This is a genomic window from Streptomyces sp. NRRL S-118, from assembly GCF_000716335.1.
In the GTDB taxonomy this organism is placed as follows: Bacteria; Actinomycetota; Actinomycetes; order Streptomycetales; family Streptomycetaceae; genus Streptomyces.
This window is the reverse complement of the sequence record NZ_KL591009.1, coordinates 135,656-159,714: the sequence shown is the minus strand read 5'-3', so window position 1 is coordinate 159,714 and position 24,059 is coordinate 135,656. Positions and strand designations below refer to the sequence as shown.

Sequence of the window (24,059 nt, the reverse complement as noted above, 5' to 3'; positions counted from 1 at the left end):
CACGCATCGCGTGGGCCCTGCCGCCGTGGCGACCTCTACTATGCCTGCTGGCGGCTGCGTGTTACTGCTCAGGTAGGGTGATCGCCCGGTCAACGCCCATAGGAATTTGGTAATTACGGACACGAGGGGGCAACGCGGCGATGGGTACGGCGACGCGCGCGCGCAATGGGCGGACTACCGGTCGGGCCCCTGATACTTCCCGACGGCAACGCAGCAACGCCCCGGCGGCCCCGCCACCGCCGGCCGTCCCCGCGACGACGACCCTGCGCCCCGTGTCGGGCCACAGCCGTCTCGGTCCGCTGCAGCTGCGCCAGTTGGTGCTCGTGGAGTCGGCGCTCGGTCTCGCCGCGGTCGGCGTCGCCCTCGGTGACCTGTGGCTGGTGCCCGCGTGTGTGCTCGGTTGCGTACTGGTGCTGTTCGCCGTGATACGCCGTCGCGGTCACGCGCTCCCGGACTGGCTGTCCACCGTCCTGGCGATGCGCTCACGCCGGCGGGCCGCCGCCCCGGCCGCGCCCGACGTCGACCCGTCGCTGGCGGCGATCGCGGAAAGCGTGCCGGACTTCGGTCCGTACCCCTTCGTCGACGCCAAGCGCCGCACCGTCGGCATGCTCGGTGACGGCACGTTCCTCACCGCGGTCGTACGGGTGGAGGCGAGCGGTTCCGCGCTGCGGCCCGCGTTCGGCGCCCGTGCGCTGCCCCTGTCGGTCCTGGGCGGTGCCCTGGAAGTGGACGACATCGTCCTGGAGTCGGTGCAGGTCGTGCAGCACGTCCGCCCGGCGCCCGCCCCGCACCTCCCCCAGCAGTCGGTGGCGCGGCTGTCGTACGCCCCGCTGCAGGAGCGGACCGGGGCGCCGGCCCTGCGCATGACGTGGGTGGCCGTGAAGCTCGACCCGGAGCTGTGCCGTGAAGCGGTGGCGGCGCGCGGCGGCGGGATCGAAGGCGCCCAGCGCTGCCTGGTGCGCGTGGCGGACCACGTCGCGAGCCGCATGACCGGGGCCGGTTTCCAGGCGGTCGTGCTGGACCAGGAAGAGCTCAACTCGACGGTGGCCATCGCCGCCTGCGCCAGCCCGCGGCTCGCCGCCCGCGCGAGCCGGCCCGACGCGGCGCCGCAGCGCCGTACCGCCGAGACGTCCCGGGTGTGGCGGTGCGACGACCGCTGGCACACCACGTACGCGATCGGGCGCTGGCCCGAGTTGGGGCGGGGGGCGTCACCGCTGCCCAAGCTGATCGCGCTGCTCACCGCCGTTCCGGCGTACGCCACCACCATCAGCCTCACGCTGCGGCGGGGCACCCGCCAAGGGGCGATGAACGTGCTCGGGCATGTACGGATCACCGGTGGTTCCGACACGGAACTGGTCGGGGTGCGGCGGGCCCTGGAGCAGGCGGGCCGCACCGCGAAGGTCGGGCTGCTGCGGCTGGACCGTGAACAGTTGCCGGGCGTGCTCGCCACGCTGCCGCTGGGAGGTGCCCGCTGATGGCCCGTACCGCATCCCGCTCGACCGCGCCGTCGGCATCGTCCGCCCCGGCGTCCGCACGCGGCAGGCGCGGCCTGCGGGGCCTGTTCGGGCCGCGTCACGCCGGGCACACCGTCGCCACGGACCACCTGGCGGCGCTGTCCCTGCCGGTCGGGGACGACGGCGTGGTCATCGGCGACGACGCCGAGGGGCGTCCGCAGATGGTGGGCTTCCACCGTTCGACGCCGTACGAGGTGCTGCTGATCGGCGGCCTGTGGACGGCTCAGGTGCTGGCGCTGCGCGCGGCGGGCACCGGTGCACGGGTGGCGGTGGAGACCGGCCGCGCGCAGGAGTGGAGCGTCCTCGCGCAGACCGCGGGCGCCGGCCTGGAGTGCGTCACGCTGCACGACGTGGGGCGCGTCCCGCCGATGGGCGCGACCGTGAGCAGCCCGGTCCTGGTCGTACGGGACTGCGGGATGCGGCCGCCGCGCGGACGGGTGGTGTCGTCGCCCTGGCAGTCCGTGCTGACGCTGCTGCCGTACCTGAGCCCGGTCGCGCCCCGGTTGATGCGGGCGTCGACGCTGGTGGGCGTCCAGCGGGTGTCGCCGCAGGAGGCGGAGCAGATCGGCCGCATCCTGGGGCTGTCCCGGGCCGAGAGGGAGGCACTGCCGACCCTGGCGGACGGTGTCACGCTCTGGTGCTCCGGGCGCGAGCGCCACTGGGTGATGACGAACGCCACGGACGCGGAGTCGGGTCTGCTGGGCATGCCCCGGCGCATGGACTGAGGTCCCGCCGGTCGTTTTCCGCCGCCCGAGGGACGTTTCCGCGCCCCCCGGGTGGCCTAGGATTGGAACGACGGTGACGCGCAGCTACCGACAACTACGCGCCGCCACGGGCCGTTTGGGATCCGTTCGCCGCGACCGTGATCGAGAGGAAGCCTCATGGGGAGCGCACAGGAGAAGGACGAGCTGTACGCCCTCGACATCTCGGGTGTCGAGTGGCAGGGCGCTCCCGGGACCAGCGCCGACGAGGAACGCGTCGAGATCGCGTACCTGCCGGGCGGCGCCGTCGCGATGCGCTCGTCCCTCGACCCCGACACTGTCCTGCGGTACACGGAGGCGGAGTGGCGGGCGTTCGTGCTCGGGGCGCGTGACGGGGAGTTCGACCTCCAGTAGGGCGGCTCCCGGGGTGCGGTCCGTCGCTGCCGAGACGGAATTGTGAGCAGCGCCCGCCACCGGGACGGGTATCCCTTTCTTTTCATGGGGCTTGTGCCGGTTTCGCCCGGCGCGCTCTTCACGCTGCGCCCCGCCCGTGTCACCAACGGGCAGTGCGGGGCGCGGGGGACGACGGGCGACCGCCGACGGGCCTGCCGGTCCGGCACCCTTGACGATTAGGGTGGGGGCAGGGCGCCGTGGACGGACGACAGCCGCATGCGCCGCGTCCCAGGGGGAGAGCCGGGCCGATCGGACGTCAACGGTGGCCCCCGCCCACCACGACACAAGGGTGCTCGACCACACCAGGAGGCAAAGTGAACGGCGATCGGGACGACATCCACGGGAGCTGGAACCTTCCCGTCGACGAGTCCGACGCGGATCCCGTCGAGATGACGGGTGAGTTCACCATCGACTACACCCCGCCGGCCTGGTACACGCAGAACGCGGGTGACACGTCCGGTGGCGGCGCGTCCCCGTCGGTGCCCGCGCAGGGCGGTACGCCCGGGGTCGCCCCTCCCCCGCCGCCCGGGGCCCAGCCGGTGTACGTGCCCGGCCTGCCCTCGGGCAGCGGCTTCGAACCGCACGGGGCCCCGGCGCCCGCGGTCCCGCCCGCCGCGCTGCCCACCCCGCCGCCCGCGGCGCCGGTGACCCCCGCGCCGGCCGCCGGCGAGGCGTCGCCGCACGGAAGCGGTGACGCCGCCGAGGCACCCGCGGGTGACACTCCCCATGTCCCGGACGCGCCGCAGCCGTTCGGTGGCGGCGACCTGGAGAGCGGCGCGACCATGCGCTTCTCGCCCGCCGCGCTGAAGCGGGAGATGGCCGAGATCGCGGAGCGTGAGGCGGCCGCGTCGGCCGGGGCCGAGGCGGCTTCCGGTGACGGCTCCGCCGAGACGGCGACGCGGGACGCGGACGGCGTGACGTCCGGATCCTCGGCCGAAGCGGACGGCACGGGAGGCACGGGAGGCACGGAGGGTCTGGGCGACGCGGGCGGCTCGGAAGGCGACGGCCTCGCCGCCCCGGTGGACGTGAACACCGAGGTGGCCGAACCGGAAGCCGTCGCTGAGGCCGAGGCCGTGGCCGATGTCCACAGCGGCACCGAGGCCGCGGCCGAGGCCGCAGCCGGCGGCGAGGACGCCCCTGAGCCCGGTCCCGAGGCCCGGGCGGAGGCCGATGAGGACGCACCCGGGGACACCGGCGCGCCGCAGGACGCGGTCGTCGCCGACGCCGTACCGCAGGCCCCGGTGTTGCAGGACGCGCCGTCGGCCGAGGCGCCGCCCGCCGACGCTCCCCCGGCCGACACCCCCGCCACGGACGCTCCCGCCGCCCCGGTGCCCGCCGCGGAGGCGCCGGTCCAGCCGTGGTCTCCCCCGCCGGCTGCACAGGGCACGGCCCTGCCGCCGTTGCCGCCCGCGTTCCAGCCGGCCGCACCGGCGGGAGCCCCGCAGTGGCCGGTTCCGGCCCCGGCGGCGGAGCAGCCCGCCCTCCCGGCCGCCGACCGGCCGCACGCCCCCGCGCAGCCCGCGCCGCAGGGCGGCTACGGGTTCCCGCAGCCCGCAGCGCAGCCGCAGCCGCAGCCGGGACAGCCGCAGCCGGGTGCCGCGCTCCCGCCGCAGGCCCAGCCCGCCCCGGGCGGCTACGGCTTCCCGCACCCCGGCCAGCCCGGCGCACCCGGCCACCCGCAGCCCGGCGTATCCGCACAGCCGCAGCCCGGAGCACCCGGACAACCGCAGCCGGGACAGCCGCAGCCGGGTGCCGCGCTCCCGCCGCAGGCCCAGCCCGCCCCGGGCGGCTACGGCTTCCCGCACCCCGGCCAGCCCGGCGCACCCGGCCACCCGCAGCCCGGCGTATCCGCACAGCCGCAGCCCGGAGCACCCGGACAACCGCAGCCGGGACAGCCGCAGCCGGGTGCCGCGCTCCCGCCGCAGGCCCAGCCCGCCCCGGGCGGCTACGGCTTCCCGCACCCCGGCCAGCCCGGCGTGCCTGCCCAGCCGCAGCCCCACGCGGGACCGCCCGTACCGGCGCAGCACGGGCAGCCGCAGGCCGCGCAGCCGCAGCCCGCTCCTGGCGGCGCGCTGCCGGCCCAGGCGCCCGCGCCGCAGGGGGGTTACGGCTTCCCGCAGCCCACGGCGCAACCGCAGCCTCAGCCCGCCCCCCAGGCCGGCTACGGCTTCCCGCACCCCGGCCAGCCCGGCCAGCCCCAGGCCCAGCCGCAGCCGCAACCGGGCCAGCCGCACGCCCAGCCCGGTCAGCCGCAGCCCGGTGCCCACGACCCGCGGACCGGCGCCGCCTGGCCCACACCCGTCGCGCACGACCAGCGGGAACGCTCCGTGCCGGGCGCGCCGCTCGGCTACACCGCGGCCGTCGAGCTGTCCTCCGACCGCCTGCTGCGCAACAACAAGCAGAAGGCCAAGTCGAGCCGTACCCCCTCCGCCGCCTCGCGCTTCAAGCTCGGCGGCAAGAAGGAGGAGCAGGAGCGGCAGCGCAAGCTGGAGCTGATCCGTACACCGGTGCTGTCCTGCTACCGGATCGCGGTCATCTCCCTCAAGGGCGGTGTCGGCAAGACCACGACGACCACCGCCCTGGGTGCCACGCTGGCCACCGAGCGGCAGGACAAGATCCTCGCGATCGACGCCAACCCGGACGCCGGGACGCTCGGGCGGCGCGTGCGCCGCGAGACCGGGGCGACCATCCGTGACCTCGTGCAGGCGATCCCGTACCTGAACTCGTACATGGACATCCGCCGCTTCACCTCGCAGGCGCCCTCCGGTCTGGAGATCATCGCCAACGACGTGGACCCGGCCGTCTCGACGACCTTCAACGACGAGGACTACCGGCGGGCGATCGACGTCCTGGGCAAGCAGTACCCGATCATCCTCACCGACTCCGGCACCGGACTGCTGTACAGCGCCATGCGCGGGGTCCTCGACCTCGCCGACCAGCTGATCATCATCTCGACCCCGTCCGTCGACGGTGCGTCGAGCGCGTCGACGACGCTCGACTGGCTCTCGGCGCACGGGTACGCGGAGCTGGTGCAGCGCTCGATCACGGTGATCTCGGGGGTCCGCGAGACCGGCAAGATGATCAAGGTCGAGGACATCGTCCAGCACTTCGAGACCCGCTGCCGCGGCGTCGTCGTGGTGCCGTTCGACGAGCATCTGGCGGCGGGCGCCGAGGTGGACCTCGACATGATGCGGCCGAAGACCCGGGAGGCGTACTTCAACCTCTCGGCGATGGTCGCCGAGGACTTCGTACGGGCGCAGCAGGCACAGGGGCTGTGGACCGGTGACGGGCAGGGCGGCATGCCGCCGCAGATGGCGCCTCCGGTGCCGGGCCAGTCGTACGCCCCGCAGCAGCCGGGGCAGCCCGTCCCCGGACAGCCGTACCCGCCGCAGGGCCAGCCGTACGCGCCGCAGCAGCCGCCGCCGGGCCAGCCGTACGCCCCGCAGCAGCCCGCACCCGGACAGCCGTACGGACCGCCCCAGCAGTGGCAGCAGCAGCCGCCGCAGCAGCAGGGTCAGGCACCCGGGCAGCCGCCCGTCGGATGGCCCGCGCAGCAGCCTCCGCAGGCGCCGCCAACCCCTCAGCAGTAAGGCGGCAGAGGACTGGACCATTGAGGGCCCGCACCATCACCACGGTGCGGGCCCTCGGCCGTATTCCCCCAGCGCAGAACGGGTTTGACGCATCGTTGACGCGGCCCTCCGGCGCTGGTAGACCTCGCTTCACCAGCTGGCGCCCCGAGATCGACGCGAGGTTCACCTCATGGTCACCATGGCTCCGCACCGCTCCCTCAGACTGCTTCTCGCCTCAGGCGTCACCGCCACCACTCTCGTCTGCTTACCGGCACAGGCGGCCGGCGACGACGGCTCCCCGAGCGTCCTGACGATCGCCGTCTCGCAGAGCGTGGACTCCCTGAGCCCCTTCCTCGCGCAGCGGCTGGTCTCCACCACCATCCACCGGCTGACCTACGAGTACCTGACGAACTACGACGTCAAGGACGCCCGGACCATCCCGGGCCTGGCCACCGCGTGGAAGCCCTCCGCCGACAAGCTGACGTGGACGTACACCATCCGCGACGACTCCAGGTGGTCGGACGGCAAGCCGGCGACGGCCGAGGACGCCGCCTGGACCTTCAACAAGATGATGACGGACGAGGACGCCGCCACGGCCAACGGCAGCTTCACCGCCAACTTCCGGAAGGTCACCGCGCCCGACCCGCGCACCCTCGTCATCGAGCTGAAGAAGCCTCAGGCGACGATGACCGCACTCGACGTCCCGATCGTGCCCAAGCACGTCTGGGAGAAGGTCGGCGACTTCTCGAAGTTCAACAACGACAAGCAGTTCCCGATCGTCGGCAACGGCCCCTTCGTCATCACGGACCACAAGGTCGACCAGTACGTGAAGCTCAGGCCGAACAAGCATTTCTGGCGCGGGGCGCCGAAGTTCGACGAACTGGTGCTGAGGTACTACAAGGACGGTGACGCCGCCGTCGCCGCGCTGCGCAAGGGCGAGGTCTCCTTCGTCCCCAACCTCACCCCGGCCCAGGCCGCGTCCCTCCGGTCCACCGCCGGCATCAAGGTCAACGACGCGCCCGGCCGCCGGTTCTACGCCCTCGCCACCAACCCGGGGGCGCGCGCCCAGGACGGCAAGAGGTTCGGCACCGGGCATCCCGCCCTGCTCGACCCGCAGGTCCGCAAGGCGCTCTTCCTCGCCGTCGACCGCAAGGCGATCGTGGACAAGGTCTTCCAGGGACACGCCGTGGAGGGCGCGGGCTACATCCCCCCGCGCTTCGACCGGTACTTCTGGAAGCCGGAGGGCTCCCAGGAGCGGGCGTACGACCCGGCCGGGGCGGAACGGATCCTCGACGCCGCCGGCTACCGCAGGAACGCCGCGGGCAAGCGCGCCGGCAAGGACGGGAGGCCGCTGGACTTCCGGATCCTGTGCCACGCCACCGACCCCAACGACAAGGCCGTCGGCAAGTACCTCCAGGAGTGGTGGTCGGACCTCGGCATCGGGCTGAAGGTCGACTGCCTCGACAATGTCTCCGACCCCTGGATGAAGGGCGACTACGACCTGGCCTTCGACGGGTGGTCGGTGAACCCCGACCCCGACTTCGTCCTCTCCATCCACACCTGCGCGGCGCTCCCCGCGACGCCGAAGGACACCGGCGCCACCGACAACTTCATCTGCGACCGGCAGTACGACGCGCTGTACGCGCGGCAGGCGGCCGAGTACGACCCCGCGAAGCGGGCCGGGATCGTCAAGCAGCTTCAGTCGCGGCTGTACGACACCGGGTACATGAACGTCATGGCGTACCCGAACGCGGTGGAGGCGTACCGCACCGACCACATCGCGTCCATCAGGACGATGCCGGAGGCGGCCGGCAACCTGTGGGGCCAGGACGGCTACTGGAGCTGGTGGTCGGCCGAGCCCGCGGCGGCCGGGGACGGCGAGGACGCCGGCTCCCCGACGGGCGTGTGGCTGGTGATCGGCCCCGCCGCGCTGATTCTCCTCGCGGTCGGGGTCTGGACTGCGGTCCGCCGCCGGTCCACCGCCGACGACCGCGAGTAGCCGGTGACGACCGCGAGCGCGCCCGCCGGTGCGGCCGGGGGCGGCGTCACGGCGCCGCGCGGGGCCACGGCGTACCCGCGCTACCTTGCGGGCAAGCTGGGGGGCGCGGTGGTCTCCCTGCTCGCCGTCCTCGTCACCAGCTTCTTCCTCTTCCGGATCCTCCCCGGTGACCCGGTCAAGGCGATGACGCACGGCCAGCCGACGTCCGCCGCGCAGATGGCCACGCTGCGGCGGCAGTTCGGGCTGGACCTGCCGTTGTGGCAGCAGTTCACGGATTACTGCGGCAAGGCACTGACCGGCGATCTGGGGATGTCGTACCAGTTCCGCGCGCCGGTCGGCGAGCTGATCGCGCAGAAGGTCCCGGCGACGCTGCTGCTGACCGGGGTGGCCGTGGTGATCTACTCGGCGATCGGGCTGTGGCTCGGCACCCGGACGGCCTGGCGCCACGGCGGCGTCGGCGACCGGGTGCACACGGGCGTCGCGCTGACCTTGTGGTCGGTGCCGTCGTTCTGGCTCGGCCTGCTGCTCATCATCGTGTTCGCGGTGGGGATCGGGCCGGTCCCCGGGATGTTCCCGACCGGCGGCATGGAATCGGGCGACGGCGGTACGGGGTTCGCGCACGTCCTCGACGTGGCGCACCACATGGTGCTGCCGGTGGTGACGCTGGTGGCCGTCGGGTACGCGCAGACGCTGCTCGTGATGCGCTCCTCGCTCCTCGACGAGATGGGCGGGGACTACCTGACGACGGCGCGGGCCAAGGGCCTGCGCGACGATGCCGTACGCCGCCGCCACGCGGTGCCGAATGCGCTCCTGCCGACCGTGACCATGGTCTTCATCAACCTGGGCCATGTGGCCGCCGGTTCGATCCTCGTCGAGACGGTCTTCTCCTGGCCGGGTCTCGGCGGCCTGTTCTACCAGGCGCTGTCCGTGCCCGATCTGCCCCTGGTGCAGGGGCTGTTCGTCGTCTTCGCGGGAGCGATGATCCTGATGAACCTGCTGGCGGACCTGCTGTATCCGCTGCTCGACCCCCGGGTGGGCCGATGACGTCCCTGGCGTGGGCCCGGCGGCGTGAGTCGGCAGGGCGTTTCTGGCGGCAGTACCGCACGCACCGGGCCGGGCTGTGCGGGCTGGCCGCTCTCGCCCTGATCGCGGTGGTCGCGCTCGCCGCGCCGCTGCTGGTCGGTGATGACGTGCAGAGCGTGACGGACGCGCGGGGTGCGGCGCTGGAGGCGCCGAGCGGCGCGTTCCCGCTGGGTACCGACCAGTTCGGGCGGTCACTGCTGGGGCTGCTGGTCTGGGGGGCGCGGGTGTCGCTCGCCGTGGGGCTGCTCGCGGCGGCGCTGTCGGTGGCCATCGGGACGCTGGTCGGGATCGTCGCGGGCCACTACGGCGGCCGGCTGTCCACCCTGCTGATGCGGATCACCGACTGGTTCCTGGTGATGCCGTCGCTGGTGCTGGCGATCGTGCTGGCGACGGTGATGTCGCGGAGCATGTGGACGGTGATCCTCGCGATCGGCGTGACGAGCTGGCCGACCACGGCGCGGCTGGTGCGCGCGCAGACGATCGCCGTCGAGTCGCGCCCGTACATCGAGCGCGCCAGGGCGCTCGGCGGCGGGCACGGGCACGTCATGAGCCGCCACGTGCTGCCCAACGTGATGCCGCTGGTGCTGGCCCAGACGACGCTGTGCATCTCCACCGCGATCCTGACCGAGGCGACGCTCGCGTTCCTCGGGCTCGGCGACCCGACGGTCGTGTCGTGGGGCGGCATGCTGCAGGACGCGCGCGAGGCGGGTGCGGTGTCGTCCGGGCACTGGTGGTACCTGGCGCCGCCCGGGATCGCGATCGCGGTCGTCGCGCTCGCCTTCACCCTGTGCGGGCGGGCGGTCGAGTCGGTGCTCAACCCGAGGCTGGGGGTGGGGCGTTGAGCCTGCTGGAGGTCAGGGACCTGAGGGTCACCTACGGGTCGGGGGCGGGCGCCGTGCCGGCCGTCCGCGGTGTCGACCTCACCGTCGGCGCGGGGCGGAAGCTCGGCATCGCGGGCGAGTCCGGGTGCGGGAAGTCGACGCTGGCGCTGGCGTTGCTGCGGCTGCTGCCCGCGTCGGCGCGGCTGAGCGGCCGGGTCCTGCTGGACGGCGAGGACGTGCTGGCCATGAAGTGGGGGCGGCTGCGGGCCGTGCGGTGGGCGGGCGCGTCGATCGTGTTCCAGGGCGCGATGCACTCGCTCAACGCCGTGCACCGCATCGGCGACCAGATCGCCGAGCCGCTCCTCGTGCACGGCATGGCGGCGCCCGCGACGGCGCGCCGGCGGGCCGGTGAGCTGCTGGAGCAGGTGGGGCTGCCGGCGGCCCGGGCGACCGCGTACCCGCACGAACTGTCCGGCGGGCAGCGGCAGCGGGTGATGATCGCGATGGCGCTGGCCTGCGATCCGCGGCTGATCGTCGCGGACGAGCCGACCACCGCACTCGATGTGATGGTCCAGGCGCAGATCCTGCGGCTGATCGAGCGGCTGGTCGCCGAGCAGGACATCAGCCTGGTGATGATCAGCCACGACCTGGCGGTGCTGGCCGACACCTGCGACCGGCTGGCGGTGATGTACGCGGGGCGGGTGGTCGAGGAGGGACCGGCACGTCAGGTGTACGACGCGGCCGCGCACCCGTACGGGCGGGCGCTGTCCGCCGCCTTCCCGCGCATCGGGGACCCGGCGTCGCGGCGGGCCCCGCGCGGCCTGCCGGGTGATCCGCCGGACCCCGCCTCTCCGCCGCCGGGGTGTCCCTTCCATCCGCGGTGCCCGGTGGCGCTGGAGACGTGCGCGACCGCGGTACCGCCGCTGGCCGAGGTGGCGCCGGGCCACCGTTCGGCCTGCGTCCTGACGACCGGGACCCGTGCATGAGGTCCCCGCTGACGACCGGGAGCCGCGCATGACGTCCTTGCTGTCCGCCGAGGGACTGCACGTGACCTTTCCGGGGCGGCGCGGCGGCCCGTCCGCTCGGGCCGTGGACGGGGTGGACCTGGGAATTGGGGCCGGCGAGATCGTCGCTCTCGTCGGGGAGTCGGGGTGCGGCAAGACGACCCTGGCGCGGACGCTGCTGGGCCTGGTGCAGCCGACATCCGGCTCGGTCTCCTTCGCCGGAGCACCGCTCCGGTACAGGAGCGGCGCTCTCAAGGCGTACCGGCGGCGCGTCCAGCTCGTGCTGCAGGACCCCAGCGGCTCGCTCAACCCACGGCACACGGTGTACGACGCGGTCGCCGAGGGCCTGCGCATCCACGGGTACGAGGGGAGCGAACGCGCCGCCGTCGGCGAGGCGCTGGCGCGCGCGGGGCTGCGCCCGCCGGAGCGCTTCTTCCTGCGCTACCCGCACGAGCTCTCGGGCGGTCAGCGGCAGCGGGTGGTCATCGCCGGCGCGCTGGTCCTGGAGCCGGAGCTCATCGTCGCCGACGAGCCGGTCGCCTCGCTCGACGCGTCGGTGCGCGGCGAGATCCTCGCGCTGCTGCTGCGCCTGCGCGACGAACTCGGCCTGGCCGCGCTCGTCGTCACGCACGATCTGGGACTGGCGTGGAACATCGCGGACCGGGTGGCGGTGATGTACCTCGGTCGCATCGTGGAGACCGGCACGGTGGAGGAGGTCCTGTCGGCACCCCGGCACCCGTACACGCAGGCGCTGCTGTCGGTCCTGCCGGAATCCCCCGCGCAGCCGGTGGTCCTCGCGGGTGAGCCCCCGGACCCGTCGCGCATACCGCCGGGCTGTCGGTTCCACGCGCGGTGCCAGGTCCTCGCCTCGGGCGAGGCGGCCCGCGCGGGGGTCGCGGACGCCTGCCGCACGCGCGACCTTCCGGTCCTCACGGGAGCGGGCCGCGGAGCCGCCTGCCACTGGGCCCCGGACCCGTCCGGCGGCTCGGATCGGCCGGGGCGCCCGGACCCGTCCGGCGGCTCGGACCTGCCCGCAGGCTCGGACCCGTCCGGCGGCCTGCCGGGTGCGGACCATCCCCGGGGCAAGGAACCGCACTAGCCGGGCCCCACGGCCCCCGAGGCCCCCAGCGAGGGCCGGTCAGCCGGTCAGGACTGCTTCCCGTCGTACGCGTCCGTCAGGGCGCGGCAGCGCTTGACGTCCTCCGCGATGGCTTCGAGGAGCGCCTCGATGGAGACGAACTTCTCCTGGCCGCGGACGTAGGCGAGGAAGTCGACCGCCACGTGCAACCCGTACAGGTCGAGGCCGACGCGGTCGATCGCGTACGCCTCGACGGTCCGCTCGGTGCCGTCGAACTGCGGGTTGGTGCCGACCGAGATGGCCGCCGGCATGCACTCGCCGCCGGCCGTGAGCCAGCCCGCGTACACGCCGTCGGCCGGGATCGCGGTGTGGGGCAGCGTCTCGACGTTCGCCGTCGGGTAACCGAGCTCGCGGCCGCGCTGGGCGCCGCGGACCACCACGCCCTCGACGCGGTGCGGGCGGCCCAGGATCTCGGCGGCGCCCTCGACGTCGCCCTCGGCGATCAGGCGCCGTGTCAGGGTGGACGAGAACGGCTCGCCGCCGCCCGCGTCGCCGGTGACGTACAGGTCGATGACCTCGACCTCGTAGTCGTACGTGCCGCCCATCTCGCGGAGGAAGTCGACGTTCCCGGCCGCCTTGTGGCCGAAGCGGAAGTTGGGGCCCTCGATGACCGTGCGGGCGTGGAGCTTGTCGACGAGGACCTTCACGATGAAGTCGGCAGGCGAGAGCTGGGAGAACTCGGCCGTGAACGGCAGCACCAGCACTGCGTCGACCCCGAGGTCCGCCATCAGCTCGGCGCGCCGGTGGTGCGGCGCGAGCAGCGGCGGGTGGCTGCCGGGGCGGACCACCTCCGACGGGTGCGGGTCGAAGGTGACGACGACCGAGGGGACGCCGAGCTCGCGCGCCCGCTCCACCGCGCGCCCGATGATCAGCTGGTGCCCGCGGTGCACTCCGTCGTAGGAGCCGATGGTGACGACGCTGCGCCCCCAGTCCTGGGGGATGTCCTCCAAGCCACGCCAGCGCTGCACTGTGACCGCTCCTCGCCCGAACCCGTGTACGTCATGGACCGCTTACGCAGGTCTAAGACTGCCATGCCCGTGGCTTCCGGCCCGCATCGGCATCGGTCTGCCCAGCGTCCCGACGGTCCACCGGGTGCTCGGTCCGACGACGAGGACCCAGTCCTCGGGCGCCTCGGCCAGCCATCCGGCGGTGAGGGCCGCGAAGCCGGGGACCTCCCGGGCGAGCTCGACGAGAAGCCGGTCGAAGCGGGTGGCGCCCTCGGGGGTGCGGACCATCAGCAGGCCGGTGCGGTGCACCAGCTCGCGGGTGCGGAGCTCGGGCCGGTGCGCGGCGCCGAGGGCGACGGCCCGCAGGAGCGCCTCCGGTACGGCGAGGTCGCGCTCGGCGCGCCGGTCGTACTCGTACTCCAGGAGCACGTCGAGGAGCTCGTCGCGCAGCGGCCCGGAGGTTCCGGTGCCGGGCGCCGCGAGGATCCGGGCCAGCTCTGCGCGCGCCTGCGCGGGGCGGTCCTGGAGCAGGCCCGCGACGAGCGGGAGGAGCACCGCGCGGGCGGCGGGGCCGTGCTCCAGGCGGCGGTCGAGGTACGCGGCGGCGTGCGCGGCTCCCTCGGGGTGCAGGACGACGTACTCGTGGACGAGCGCGGCGGCGCGGCGGGCGAGCGCGGGTGTGTGGAGGTCGGCGAGGGCGGCCAGGACACCCTCGGCGCGGGCCCCCCTCCCGGTTTCCGCCCCCGCTTCCCGCAGGCGTGCCCGGAAGGCCGCGAGGACCGGTTCGGGGTGGGTGTGCGCGGCGGCGGCGAGGGAGCCCGGGGGCAGCCCGGGGTCGCCGTCCGTGAAGGCGGCCAGGGCCCGCGGGAGGTGGTGCGCCCGGCTGTCGGGGTCGCGGACCAGCAGGCCCAGCGCCGGGCCGTGCAGGGCCCGGTCCGCGGGGCGGGCGAGCAGCGCGAGGGCGGCGTACCGCAGGAGCTCGCGGTCGGCCGCGGTGGTGGCGTGACCGGCGACGAGCTGCCCGTACGCGGCGGCGGCGACGCGGCGGCCGGGGCGCGTGTCGTCGTGGGCCCAGCGGTCGACGGCGCGGCACAGGGCGGACGGCTCGTCCTCGGCGAGGGCGGCGAGCAGTTCGTCGGCGCGTGGATGGACCGTGGTGACGAGCGCTTCGCACAGGTCATCGACCGCAAGGGCACGGTGGGCGTACAGCAGGGCCTGCGCCGCTCCGGCGACGGTGGGGCGCACCCCTGCACCGGGTGCGGCGGGCAGCGGCCGCTCGTCGCCGAACCAGCGGCACAGCAGCGGCTGGACGCCCCGCGCGTCCGCCACGAGCAGCGCGGCGACGCTGTCGAGGTAGCGGGGCGGCCGGGGGGTCTCGTACGGGCCCGGTGCCGCGGGGGCGCCATCGGCGGGCACGAGCCGCCGCAGCAGGTCGACGCGCTCGTCCTCGCCGAGCCGGAGGCCCTCCCAGAAGGGGGGCCCGAACTCCGCGAGGCCGCCCAGGTGCCCGGGCCCGCCGGCGCGCAGGGAGCGGTCGGTGATCCGGTCGGCGAGCATCCGCAGCACCCGCAGGTACGGCCGTGTGTCCGGCACCCTGGCCAGCACCTCCCGCAGCAGCCGGGCGGCCCACCACACGGCGTCCCCGGCATCGTCGGGCGCGTCCGGGCGGTGCAGGGCGCCGACCAGGCCCTCCAGGCGCTCGGCCAGGGCCGACGGGCCGTGGACGCGGTGGAGGCGCAGCAGTGCCTGGAGGACCGGGCCGATGCGGTGGCGCGGCACCGGCAGCCCGGGGGCGGCGTCCGGCGGCGCGGGGGCGGCGTCCGGCGGCGCGGGGTCCGTGTACCAGCGGTGCACCAGGCGGTGCAGTGCCGCGTCGACGTCGAGGTGGGCGCCCTGGAGCCAGTCGGCGAGTTCCTCGTGGGCGAAGCGGTAGCCGGATCCCGCCGGGGTGAGGAGGCCCTCGGTGAGGACCGCCGAGGCCCAGCCGGCGTTCCAGGGGAAGAGCTCCTCGAACGCCGCCCGGTCCAGCTCGCCCTGGCCGGCGCCCAGGCAGCGGCGGGCCGCCTCGTGGACGCGGCCGGACACGCGCGCGGCGAGCCGCCGCACCGCGGTGCCGCGCACCGGGGGCCGGGCGGCGGCCGCGAGGCGCACCGCGATCCGCAGGCACATCAGGTCGAGGTGCGCGGTGAAGATCTCGTCGCGGCCGGGGCGGCCCGGGACCTCGCCGGGCAGCGCTTCCCGTACCTCGGCGAGCAGCCGCAGCGCCAGCGGGTGGCGGGCGTCCTCGGCGGCGACGGCCTCGCCCGGCACTCCGTACCGTGCGCGGGCCCGCCGCGCCTCCCGCGCCGTGAGGTCGCCGACCGGTACGCGCCGGACCGTGCCGGCCGGGTACAGCGGGCCGGCCTGCTCCCAGTGCTCGGGGCGGCAGGCGATCAGCAGCCGGGCGTGGTGCGCGCGCAGCCAGGTGGCGGTGCCGCCCGTCCAGTCGGGCAGCCGGTGGGCCAGCTGCGGCGGCATCTCCTCGGGGCTGTCGAGGAGGACGAGCAGGGGGCGGCCCTCGGTGCGGGCCAGCCGTGCGATGCGTTCGGGGGTTGCGGCGGCCGACTCGTCCCACAGGCCCTGCCGGCCGGAGGCGGCGACGATCCGCCCCGCCCGGCGCAGGGCGCGGCCGACGGCGTCCGCCACCGAGCTGTCGTCCGCGCGCAGATCGGCGCCGCGCAGCCACACGGTCGGGGCGGGCTCGGCGCCCCGGGCCCGGCGGGCGGCGATCGCGGCGAGCTCGGTGGTGCGCCCGGTGCCGGGCTCCCCGACGAGGCCGAGCACCGGTGTCCCGGAGGCGGCGGACAGCTCGTACGCGCGGGCCACCCCGGCCCGCTCCACGGGGTCCGGCCAGTGGCCGGGCCCGCCGATCGCGCCGCCGGAGGTGGCGGTGAGTTCGAGGACGCCGGCCAGGTTCAGGTCCCGCCCGTAGGCGGGGACGGTCGCGGCACTGCGGCGGAGCAGGGCGGCGAGCGGCCCGTCGGGGTCCTGGGCGGCCACCGCCGCGAGCGGTACGGCGAATCCGGCCGCCCGGCGCTCGGCGTGCAGCGCGGTGCCGAGCACGGCGAGGACCGCGCCGGTCTCCGCGTCCACGACGGGGCCGCCCGCGGCCTCGCCGCCGAGCCGCAACGCCTCGCTGCCTTCGGTGCCGATGGCGAGTTCGAGGACGCCGCCGAGGTGGTGGAACCGGTCGGTGGCGGTGTACGTCACGTCGGCCGTGCCGAGGACCCGGGCCTGGCGCCAGCCGCCCGCGGCGATCCGTACGTACCCGCCGGGTTCGACGTGCTCCCGCCCGGCCAGCGGCAGGGGGCGCAGACCGAGTCCTTCGGTGCGGACGAGGGCGAGGGCGGCGCCGGGCAGCGGGGTGATGGCGTCGGCCCCGGCGGTGAACGTGCGGCCGCCCGGTGCGTGCAGGACGACCCGTACCAGTCCGTCGACGGCTTCGTGGCTGGTCACGACCGTGCCCAGGTCGTCGGTGGCGAAGCCGGTGCCGCGCAGCCGGCCCGCCGGGTCACAGATCTTCACCAGCGTCGCCCGGTCCCCGCGTTCCATGGTTCGACGGTAGGACCGCGATGATCACGGGGAGAAGGAGCGGGACGAAAAGCGCCCCCCGGCGCTCCCTCGGTTCGCTCCGAGCGCCTCGCCAAGTGGGTGAAAATCGGCGTCGGGACGGATAGAACCGGGACAAGGGGGATCGTGGAGCGGGCCGGGGCTCCGCAGGAAGCGCCCGGGGCCCGCTCCACGGTGGGCGGCGGGGTCAGCCGAACACGGCGAGGCTCTTGGCCTTGCCGTTCTTCTCCTCCACGAGGGCGAGGAAGCGGCCGTCCGGCCCGAACACCGCGACCGGTGCCGGGCTCGCGGCCGGGGAGGCGTCCGGGGCCGGCATGTCGAGCCGTACGCCGTTGAGCAGGAGCTTCGCGCGCCGTTCGTCCACGTCCCAGCGCGGGAACGCCGCTGCCGCGGCCTCGGCGATCGGCATCACGGTCAGCTCCTCCTGGAGCTGGTCCAGGGTGCGGGCAGCGTCCAGCTTGTACGGCCCCACGCGGGTGCGCCGCAGCGCGGTGAGGTGGCCGCCGACGCCGAGGCCGGCGCCCAGGTCGCGGGCGAGCGCCCGGATGTACGTGCCGGAGGAGCAGACCACCGACACGACCAGGTCGACGACCGCCGTGCCGTCCTCGGCGACGGCCTCGCGCATGTCGTACACCTGGAAGGACGACACGGTCACCGGCCGGGCGGGGATGTCGAACTCCTCGCCGCCGCGCACCCGCGCGTAGGACCGCTTGCCGTCGATCTTGATGGCGCTGACCTTGGACGGCACCTGCATGATGTCGCCGGTCAGCCCGGCGACCCCGGTGTCGACGGCCTCGCGCGTGACGGCGGAGGCGTCGGTGGACGAGGTGATCTCGCCCTCGGCGTCGTCGGTGATGGTGTTCTGCCCGAGCCGGATGGTGCCCAGGTACTCCTTCTCGGTCAGCGCGAGGTGCCCGAGGAGTTTGGTGGCCTTCTGGACACCGAGGACGAGTACGCCGGTGGCCATCGGGTCGAGCGTCCCCGCGTGTCCGACGCGGCGGGTCCTGGCGATCCCGCGCATCTTCGCGACGACGTCGTGCGAAGTGAAGCCGGACGGCTTGTCGACGATGACAAGGCCGTCCGGCGTGGTGTGCTGGCTCATTCGGCGGCGGCGTCCTCGTCGTCCTCCGGCTTGCGGTACGGGTCCGCCTCGCCGGCGTAGGCGGCACCGGAGGCCGCCTCGCGCACCTTGGCGTCCGAGGCGCGGGCCTGGTCGAGGAGCTCCTCGATGGTCCGGGCCGTCTCGGGGAGGGCGTCCGCGACGAACGACAGGGTGGGCGTGAACTTGGTCCCCGCCGCCGCGCCGACCGCCGAGCGCAGGATGCCCTTGGCGCTCTCCAGGCCGGCGGCGGCCGCCTTGCGGTCCTCGTCGTCGCCGTACACGGTGTAGAAGACGGTCGCCTCCCGCAGGTCACCCGTGACCCGGGTGTCGGTGATGGTCACGTGCGTACCGAGCCGCGGGTCCTTGATCCCGCGCTGCAGCTTCTGCGCCACCACCTCCCGGATGAGGTCCGCCAGCTTCTTCGCCCGCGCGTTGTCGGCCACTGGTCCGTCTCCTCTTTCTCGCGCCGTGCACTGTCGTGTGCACCTTTCGCGCTTCTTGCTCGGTCAATCTTCGTCGGTGTGCAGCCGCCGCCGTACGGACAGCAGCTCCACCTCGGGCCGGGCGGCGACCATCCGCTCGCACCGGTCCAGTACCTCCGTGAGATGCCCGACGTCACCGGAGACCATCGCCAGGCCTATCTCGGCCCTGCGGTGGAGGTTCTGATCGCCGGTCTCCGCCGCGCTCACCGCGTACTTGCGCTGGAGCTCCGCGACGATCGGGCGGACGACGGAGCGCTTCTCCTTCAACGACCGTACGTCGCCGAGAAGCAGGTCGAAGGACAGTGTCCCCACATACATGTATGCCCGGATGTCCCGCCGGTTCGGGTTCGAACGGCCCCGCCGTCCACGCGGCGGGAACACAAGAACCGTACACGGAACGGCCGGGGCCGATCGACGGATATTCTCCGCCGACCGGCCCCGGCTGCCGCATGGGGATTAGACGCGCGGCTTCTCGCGCATCTCGTACGTCGCGATGACGTCGTCGACCTTGATGTCGTTGAAGTTTCCGAGGTTGATACCGCCCTCGAAGCCTTCGCGGATCTCGGTGACGTCGTCCTTGAAGCGACGCAGACCCTCGATGTTGAGGTTCTCCGCGATGACCTTGCCGTCGCGGATGAGGCGCGCCTTGGTGTTGCGCTTGACCTCGCCGGAGCGGATGAGCACACCCGCGATGTTGCCCAGCTTGGACGAGCGGAAGACCTCGCGGATCTCCGCCGTACCGAGCTCGACCTCTTCGTACTCCGGCTTCAGCATGCCCTTCAGGGCCGCCTCGATCTCCTCGATGGCCTGGTAGATCACCGAGTAGTACCGGACGTCGACGCCCTCGCGCTCCGCCATCTGCGCGGCACGGCCGGCCGCACGGACGTTGAAGCCGATGACGATGGCGTCGGAGCCCATCGCCAGGTCGATGTCCGACTCCGTGACCGCACCGACCCCGCGGTGCAGGACCCGGATGTCGACCTCTTCGCCGACGTCGAGCTGGAGCAGCGAGGACTCGAGAGCCTCCACCGAACCGGACGCGTCGCCCTTGATGATGAGGTTGAGTTCCTGGATCTGACCGGCCTTGAGCACCTTGTCGAGGTCCTCGAGGGACACCCGGCGGGTGCGCTTGGCGAAGGCGGCGTTGCGCTCGCGCGCAGCGCGCTTCTCGGCGATCTGGCGGGCCGTACGGTCCTCGTCGACGACGAGGAAGTTGTCGCCGGCGCCCGGGACGTTGGTGAGACCCAGGACCAGGACGGGGGTCGACGGACCCGCTTCCTCGACGTTGTTGCCCTTGTCGTCGAGCATCGCGCGGACACGGCCGTACGCGTCGCCGACCACCATCGTGTCGCCGACCCGCAGCGTGCCGCGCTGGACCAGGACGGTCGCGACGGCACCGCGGCCGCGGTCGAGGTGCGACTCGATCGCGATGCCCTGCGCGTCCTGCTCCGGGTTGGCACGCAGGTCGAGCGAGGCGTCCGCCGTGAGGATCACGGCCTCCAGCAGGGAGTCGATGTGCAGACCCTGCTTGGCGGAGATGTCGACGAACATGGTGTCGCCGCCGTACTCCTCGGCCACCAGGCCGTACTCGGTCAGCTGACCGCGCACCTTGACCGGGTCGGCGCCCTCGACGTCGATCTTGTTGACCGCGACCACGATCGGCACGTCGGCCGCCTTGGCGTGGTTCAGCGCCTCGATCGTCTGGGGCATCACACCGTCGTTCGCCGCCACCACGAGGATCGCGATGTCGGTGGACTTGGCACCACGGGCACGCATGGCGGTGAACGCCTCGTGACCCGGGGTGTCGATGAAGGTGATCTTGCGCTCTTCGTCGTTGACCTGGGTCGCGACCTGGTAGGCACCGATGTGCTGGGTGATGCCGCCGGCCTCGCCCGCGACGACGTTCGTCTTGCGGATCGCGTCCAGCAGTCGCGTCTTGCCGTGGTCGACGTGACCCATGACGGTCACGACCGGCGGACGCGGAGCGAGGTACTCCTCGCCGCCCTCGTCCTCGCCCCACTCGAGGTCGAAGGACTCGAGCAGCTCGCGGTCCTCCTCCTCCGGGGAGACGATCTGAACCGTGTAGTTCATCTCGTCACCGAGGAGCTGCAGCGTCTCGTCGGAGACGGACTGCGTGGCGGTGACCATCTCGCCGAGGTTCATCATGACCGCGACGAGCGATGCCGGGTTGGCGTTGATCTTCTCCGCGAAGTCGGTGAGGGACGCACCGCGCGACAGGCGAACGGTCTCGCCGTTGCCGCGAGGCAGCATCACGCCGCCGACCGACGGGGCCTGCATGGCCTCGTACTCCTGGCGCCTCTGCCGCTTCGACTTGCGACCGCGACGCGCCGGACCGCCGGGACGGCCGAAGGCGCCCTGCGTGCCACCACGGCCACCGGGACCGCCGGGACGGCCGCCGAAGCCGGGACGGCCACCGCCGCCGCCGAAGCCGCCGCCACCGGGAGCACCGGGACGACCGCCGCCACCGCCACCGGGACGGCCGGCGAAGCCGCCGCCACCGCCACCGGGACCGGCCGGACGACCGGCGAAGCCGGGACGGCCACCGCCGCCGCCACCGGGACGACCGCCGGCCGCGGGACCGCGACCGCCGCCACCGGGGCCCGGACGCGGGCCGGCAGCGGGACGCTGCGGCATCATGCCCGGGTTCGGGCGGTTACCGGCGGGGCCGCCGCCCGGACGCGGGGCCTGGGGCCGCGGCATGCCGCCGGGGGTGGGACGCGGACCACCGGGACCGGCCTGCGGACGGGGACCGCCCTGACCGGCGCCCTGCGGACGCGGACCGCCCGGAGCGCCGGGAGCACCCGGACGCGGGGCGCCGCCCGGACGGGGCGCCTGCGGGCGCGCCATGCCGGTGGAGCCGCCGGAGGTGAAGGGGTTGTTGCCCGGACGGGGACCCGCGGGACGGGCACCGCCCGGACGCGGGGCCTGCTGACCGGGGCGCGGGGCGCCGGGGCGGCCACCGCCCTGGCCGCCGGGACGTGCGGCCGGCCGGGGGCCGGGGGTCGCACCGGGGCGCGGACCGGCGGCCGGGGCCGACGGAGGCGCGGTGAACTCCGGGTTCGCCGGAGCCGGGGACGCGGGCGCCGGCTTGGGCGTCGCGGGGGCCGGCTTGGGACCCGGGGTCGGACGCGGGCCGGGGGCCGGCGTCGTGGGTCCGCCCGGGCGGCCGGCCGCCGCGGGGGAGGACGATTCGGCCGCCGCGGGCTTCGGTGCCGGGGCACCGGGCTTCGGGGCAGCCGGACGGGCGGCCTGCGCCGGGGAGGGCGCGGGTGCCGCGGGCTTGGGGGAAGGCGCTGCCTTGCGGGGCGCGCCGGGCTTCGCTGCGGTCTTGCCGGCGGATCCGCCGGGCCCCTGCAGCGCGTCGGTCAGTTTGCGTACAACCGGCGCTTCGATCGTCGAAGACGCCGAACGGACGAATTCACCGAGTTCCTGGAGCTTGGCCATGACGACCTTGCTCTCCACACCGAACTCCTTGGCGAGTTCGTATACCCGGACCTTAGCCACTTCGCTCCTTTTAGGTCCGGGTTACCGCCGGACCGTCGCTACTTCATGGGCGTACTCATCGCGTACTCATCGAGTGCTCATCGCAATCTCGACCTACTTCCACTCGCGAGGTACCTGACCGCACGGGGTTCCGTGCCGTACTTCTTTCTTACAAGGTCACTGCTCTGCGTACCGGCGCAACTCCGCGGTTTCGAGCGGCCCCGGGACCTTGAAGGCCCTCGGGAACGCCCGGCGGCGGACCGCCAGGTCGAGACAGACCGAGGCGGGATGCACGTATGCACCCCGGCCGGGCAGCGTACCGCGTGGATCGGGGACGCAGGCCCCCTTGATCAACACGATGCGCAGCAGATCGCGCTTGGCCGCCCGCTCCCGGCATCCCACACAGGTGCGCTCAGGGCATACGCGGGCATGCGTCCGGCCAGACACGGTTAAGTCTACCTCCCCGCACCGACCTCACCCCTTTGGGGCAAAAATCGAACGGTTGTTGTCGTGATCTCATCGTGGCACAACGTGACCATGGCGGGTTCTATTCCCGGAGCGCCCCGCCAGGGGCGCTCCCGGGCGGCCTCAGTCCTGCTCGGCCGGCTGCTGCTCCGTGTCGGGACGGATGTCGATGCGCCAGCCGGTGAGGCGGGCGGCCAGGCGGGCGTTCTGCCCCTCCTTGCCGATCGCCAGGGACAGCTGGTAGTCCGGCACGGTCACCCGGGCGGAACGGGAGGCCAGGTCGACGACCTCCACCTTGGACACCCGGGCGGGTGACAGCGCGTTCGCCACCATCTCGGCCGGGTCGTCCGACCAGTCCACGATGTCGATCTTCTCGCCGTGCAGCTCGGCCATGACGTTGCGGACACGGCCGCCCATCGGGCCGATGCAGGCGCCCTTGGGGTTCAGGCCCGAACGGGTGGACCGTACGGCGATCTTGGTGCGGTGACCGGCCTCACGCGCGATCGCGGCGATCTCCACCGAACCGTCGGCGATCTCCGGGACCTCCAGGGCGAAGAGCTTCTTCACCAGATTGGGGTGCGTACGCGAAAGAGTGACGGACGGACCGCGCACGCCCTTGGCGACGCGGACGACGTAGGTCCGCAGCCGCAGGCCGTGCGTGTACTCCTCGCCCGGCACCTGCTCCTGCACCGGAAGGATCGCTTCCAGCTTGTCGTCCAGCTTGACGAGGACGTTCTTGGGGTCCTTGCCCTGCTGCACCACACCGGCGACGACGTCGCCCTCGCGGCGCGCGTACTCGCCGAACGTCACGTCGTTCTCGGCGTCCCGCAGCCGCTGCTGGATGACCTGGCGGGCGGTGCTCGCGGCGATCCTGCCGAAGTCCGACGGCGTGTCGTCGAACTCCTTGGGCTCCTGCCCCTCCTCCAGATCGGCCGGGTCCTCCTTCGCCCACACCGTCACGTGCCCGGTCTGCCGGTCCAGCACGACACGGGCGTGGCGGCGGGCTCCCTCGGTGCGGTGGTACGCGATGAGGAGGGCCGACTCGATCGCCTCGACCAGCAGGTCGAAGGGAATCTCCTTCTCCTGTGCCAAGCCCCTCAGGAGCTTCACGTCGATGTCCACGGTTACGCCTCCTCTTCCTTCTTGTCCTTGCGGTTGAACTCGATCTCCACGCGCGCCTTCGCGATGTCCGGGAACTCCGCGCGGCGGGTGGTGGGCTTGCGCCCCTTCACGCCCGGCACCTCGAGATCGAGGCCCTCGTCGTCCACGGAGAGGATGCGTGCCACCAGCTCGCCGGCTTCCCGCAGCTGCAGTCTGACCAGCCGGCCGGTGGCGCGTACGTAGTGGCGGTGCTCGGTCAGCGGGCGGTCGGCGCCCGGCGAGCTCACTTCGAGGACGTACTCCTCGTCGCCCATCGCGTCCGTCTCGTCCAGCGTGTCCGAGATGGAGCGGCTCAGCTCGGCGCAGGCGTCGAGTTCCACGCCCTCGTCCGAGTCGACGACGACCCTCAGCATCCGGCGACGGCCGGCCCGGGACACCTCGATCTCCTCGAGATCCAGACCCTTGGCGCTGACGAGCGGTTCCAGCAGCCCGCGCAGCCGTTCGCTCTGGGTGGTGCTCATCCGGGTGACTCCTCGGCCGCGTGTGCTGTTGTGGGTTCGTCGCGTG

Annotated in this window: 18 protein-coding genes; 9 read left to right on the top strand and 9 right to left on the bottom strand. The window is 73.8% G+C overall.

The window, feature by feature from the left end; all coding sequences use genetic code 11:
• Positions 1-140 precede the first annotated feature (140 nt).
• The 9 genes from eccE (at position 141) to IH00_RS0118120 (ending at position 12,243) form a co-directional block, all read left to right on the top strand.
• Positions 141-1,475 carry a type VII secretion protein EccE gene (gene eccE, locus IH00_RS0118160; protein WP_031074830.1) on the top strand — a complete coding sequence of 445 codons (1,335 nt, stop codon included), beginning with the start codon at positions 141-143 and terminating at the stop codon, positions 1,473-1,475.
• Complete coding sequence (locus IH00_RS0118155) at positions 1,475-2,239, top strand: hypothetical protein (protein WP_078887817.1); 765 nt, start codon at positions 1,475-1,477, stop codon at positions 2,237-2,239. The genes eccE and IH00_RS0118155 overlap by 1 nt, the downstream gene beginning before the upstream one ends.
• 156 nt (positions 2,240-2,395) lie before the next feature.
• Positions 2,396-2,629, top strand: coding sequence for a DUF397 domain-containing protein (locus IH00_RS0118150; RefSeq protein WP_031074826.1), 234 nt, complete (start codon positions 2,396-2,398; stop codon positions 2,627-2,629).
• Between the two features lie 353 nt (positions 2,630-2,982).
• Positions 2,983-6,258, top strand: coding sequence for an SCO5717 family growth-regulating ATPase (locus tag IH00_RS0118145; protein ID WP_031074824.1), 3,276 nt, complete (start codon positions 2,983-2,985; stop codon positions 6,256-6,258).
• 169 nt (positions 6,259-6,427) lie between these two features.
• Complete coding sequence (locus tag IH00_RS0118140) at positions 6,428-8,236, top strand: ABC transporter substrate-binding protein (RefSeq protein WP_031074822.1); 1,809 nt, start codon at positions 6,428-6,430, stop codon at positions 8,234-8,236.
• 3 nt (positions 8,237-8,239) lie between these two features.
• Positions 8,240-9,280, top strand: coding sequence for an ABC transporter permease (locus IH00_RS0118135; protein WP_031074820.1), 1,041 nt, complete (start codon positions 8,240-8,242; stop codon positions 9,278-9,280).
• Positions 9,277-10,161 carry an ABC transporter permease gene (locus tag IH00_RS0118130; protein WP_031074819.1) on the top strand — a complete coding sequence of 295 codons (885 nt, stop codon included), beginning with the start codon at positions 9,277-9,279 and terminating at the stop codon, positions 10,159-10,161. The genes IH00_RS0118135 and IH00_RS0118130 overlap by 4 nt, the downstream gene beginning before the upstream one ends.
• Positions 10,158-11,126, top strand: a complete 969-nt coding sequence (locus IH00_RS0118125) for an ABC transporter ATP-binding protein (protein WP_031074818.1) — start codon at positions 10,158-10,160, stop codon at positions 11,124-11,126. Before IH00_RS0118130 ends, IH00_RS0118125 begins: the two co-directional genes overlap by 4 nt.
• A gap of 28 nt (positions 11,127-11,154) precedes the next feature.
• Positions 11,155-12,243 carry an ABC transporter ATP-binding protein gene (locus IH00_RS0118120; protein WP_078887816.1) on the top strand — a complete coding sequence of 363 codons (1,089 nt, stop codon included), beginning with the start codon at positions 11,155-11,157 and terminating at the stop codon, positions 12,241-12,243.
• A 47-nt stretch (positions 12,244-12,290) separates the two neighbouring features.
• Here the strand turns inward: IH00_RS0118120 and IH00_RS0118115 are convergent, their stop codons facing one another.
• The 9 genes from IH00_RS0118115 to rimP form a co-directional block, all read right to left on the bottom strand.
• Positions 12,291-13,250, bottom strand: a complete 960-nt coding sequence (locus IH00_RS0118115; RefSeq protein WP_031074814.1) for a bifunctional riboflavin kinase/FAD synthetase — start codon at positions 13,248-13,250, stop codon at positions 12,291-12,293.
• Between the two features lie 42 nt (positions 13,251-13,292).
• Positions 13,293-16,820, bottom strand: coding sequence for a S1C family serine protease (locus IH00_RS0118110; protein WP_031074812.1), 3,528 nt, complete (start codon positions 16,818-16,820; stop codon positions 13,293-13,295).
• 205 nt (positions 16,821-17,025) lie between these two features.
• Positions 17,026-17,940 carry a tRNA pseudouridine(55) synthase TruB gene (gene truB, locus IH00_RS0118105; RefSeq protein ID WP_031074810.1) on the bottom strand — a complete coding sequence of 305 codons (915 nt, stop codon included), beginning with the start codon at positions 17,938-17,940 and terminating at the stop codon, positions 17,026-17,028.
• The gene (gene rbfA / locus IH00_RS0118100; RefSeq protein ID WP_031074809.1) at positions 17,937-18,383 is read right to left on the bottom strand and encodes a 30S ribosome-binding factor RbfA; all 447 of its coding nucleotides are present in this window, start codon (positions 18,381-18,383) and stop codon (positions 17,937-17,939) included. Before rbfA ends, truB begins: the two co-directional genes overlap by 4 nt.
• Positions 18,384-18,446: 63 nt before the next feature.
• Complete coding sequence (locus tag IH00_RS0118095; protein WP_031074807.1) at positions 18,447-18,740, bottom strand: DUF503 domain-containing protein; 294 nt, start codon at positions 18,738-18,740, stop codon at positions 18,447-18,449.
• A gap of 138 nt (positions 18,741-18,878) precedes the next feature.
• Positions 18,879-21,947 (bottom strand): translation initiation factor IF-2, encoded by a 3,069-nt coding sequence (infB, locus tag IH00_RS0118090; protein WP_031074805.1) that lies wholly within the window; start codon positions 21,945-21,947, stop codon positions 18,879-18,881.
• Positions 21,948-22,103: 156 nt separating this feature from the next.
• Entirely contained in the window at positions 22,104-22,373 is a 270-nt protein-coding gene (locus tag IH00_RS0118085; protein ID WP_078887815.1) for a YlxR family protein, read from the bottom strand.
• Positions 22,374-22,514: 141 nt separating this feature from the next.
• Positions 22,515-23,513 carry a transcription termination factor NusA gene (nusA, locus tag IH00_RS0118080; protein WP_031074801.1) on the bottom strand — a complete coding sequence of 333 codons (999 nt, stop codon included), beginning with the start codon at positions 23,511-23,513 and terminating at the stop codon, positions 22,515-22,517.
• Positions 23,514-23,515: 2 nt separating this feature from the next.
• On the bottom strand, positions 23,516-24,013 hold the full coding sequence (rimP, locus tag IH00_RS0118075) for a ribosome maturation factor RimP (protein ID WP_031074800.1): 498 nt from the start codon (positions 24,011-24,013) through the stop codon (positions 23,516-23,518).
• Positions 24,014-24,059 lie beyond the last annotated feature (46 nt).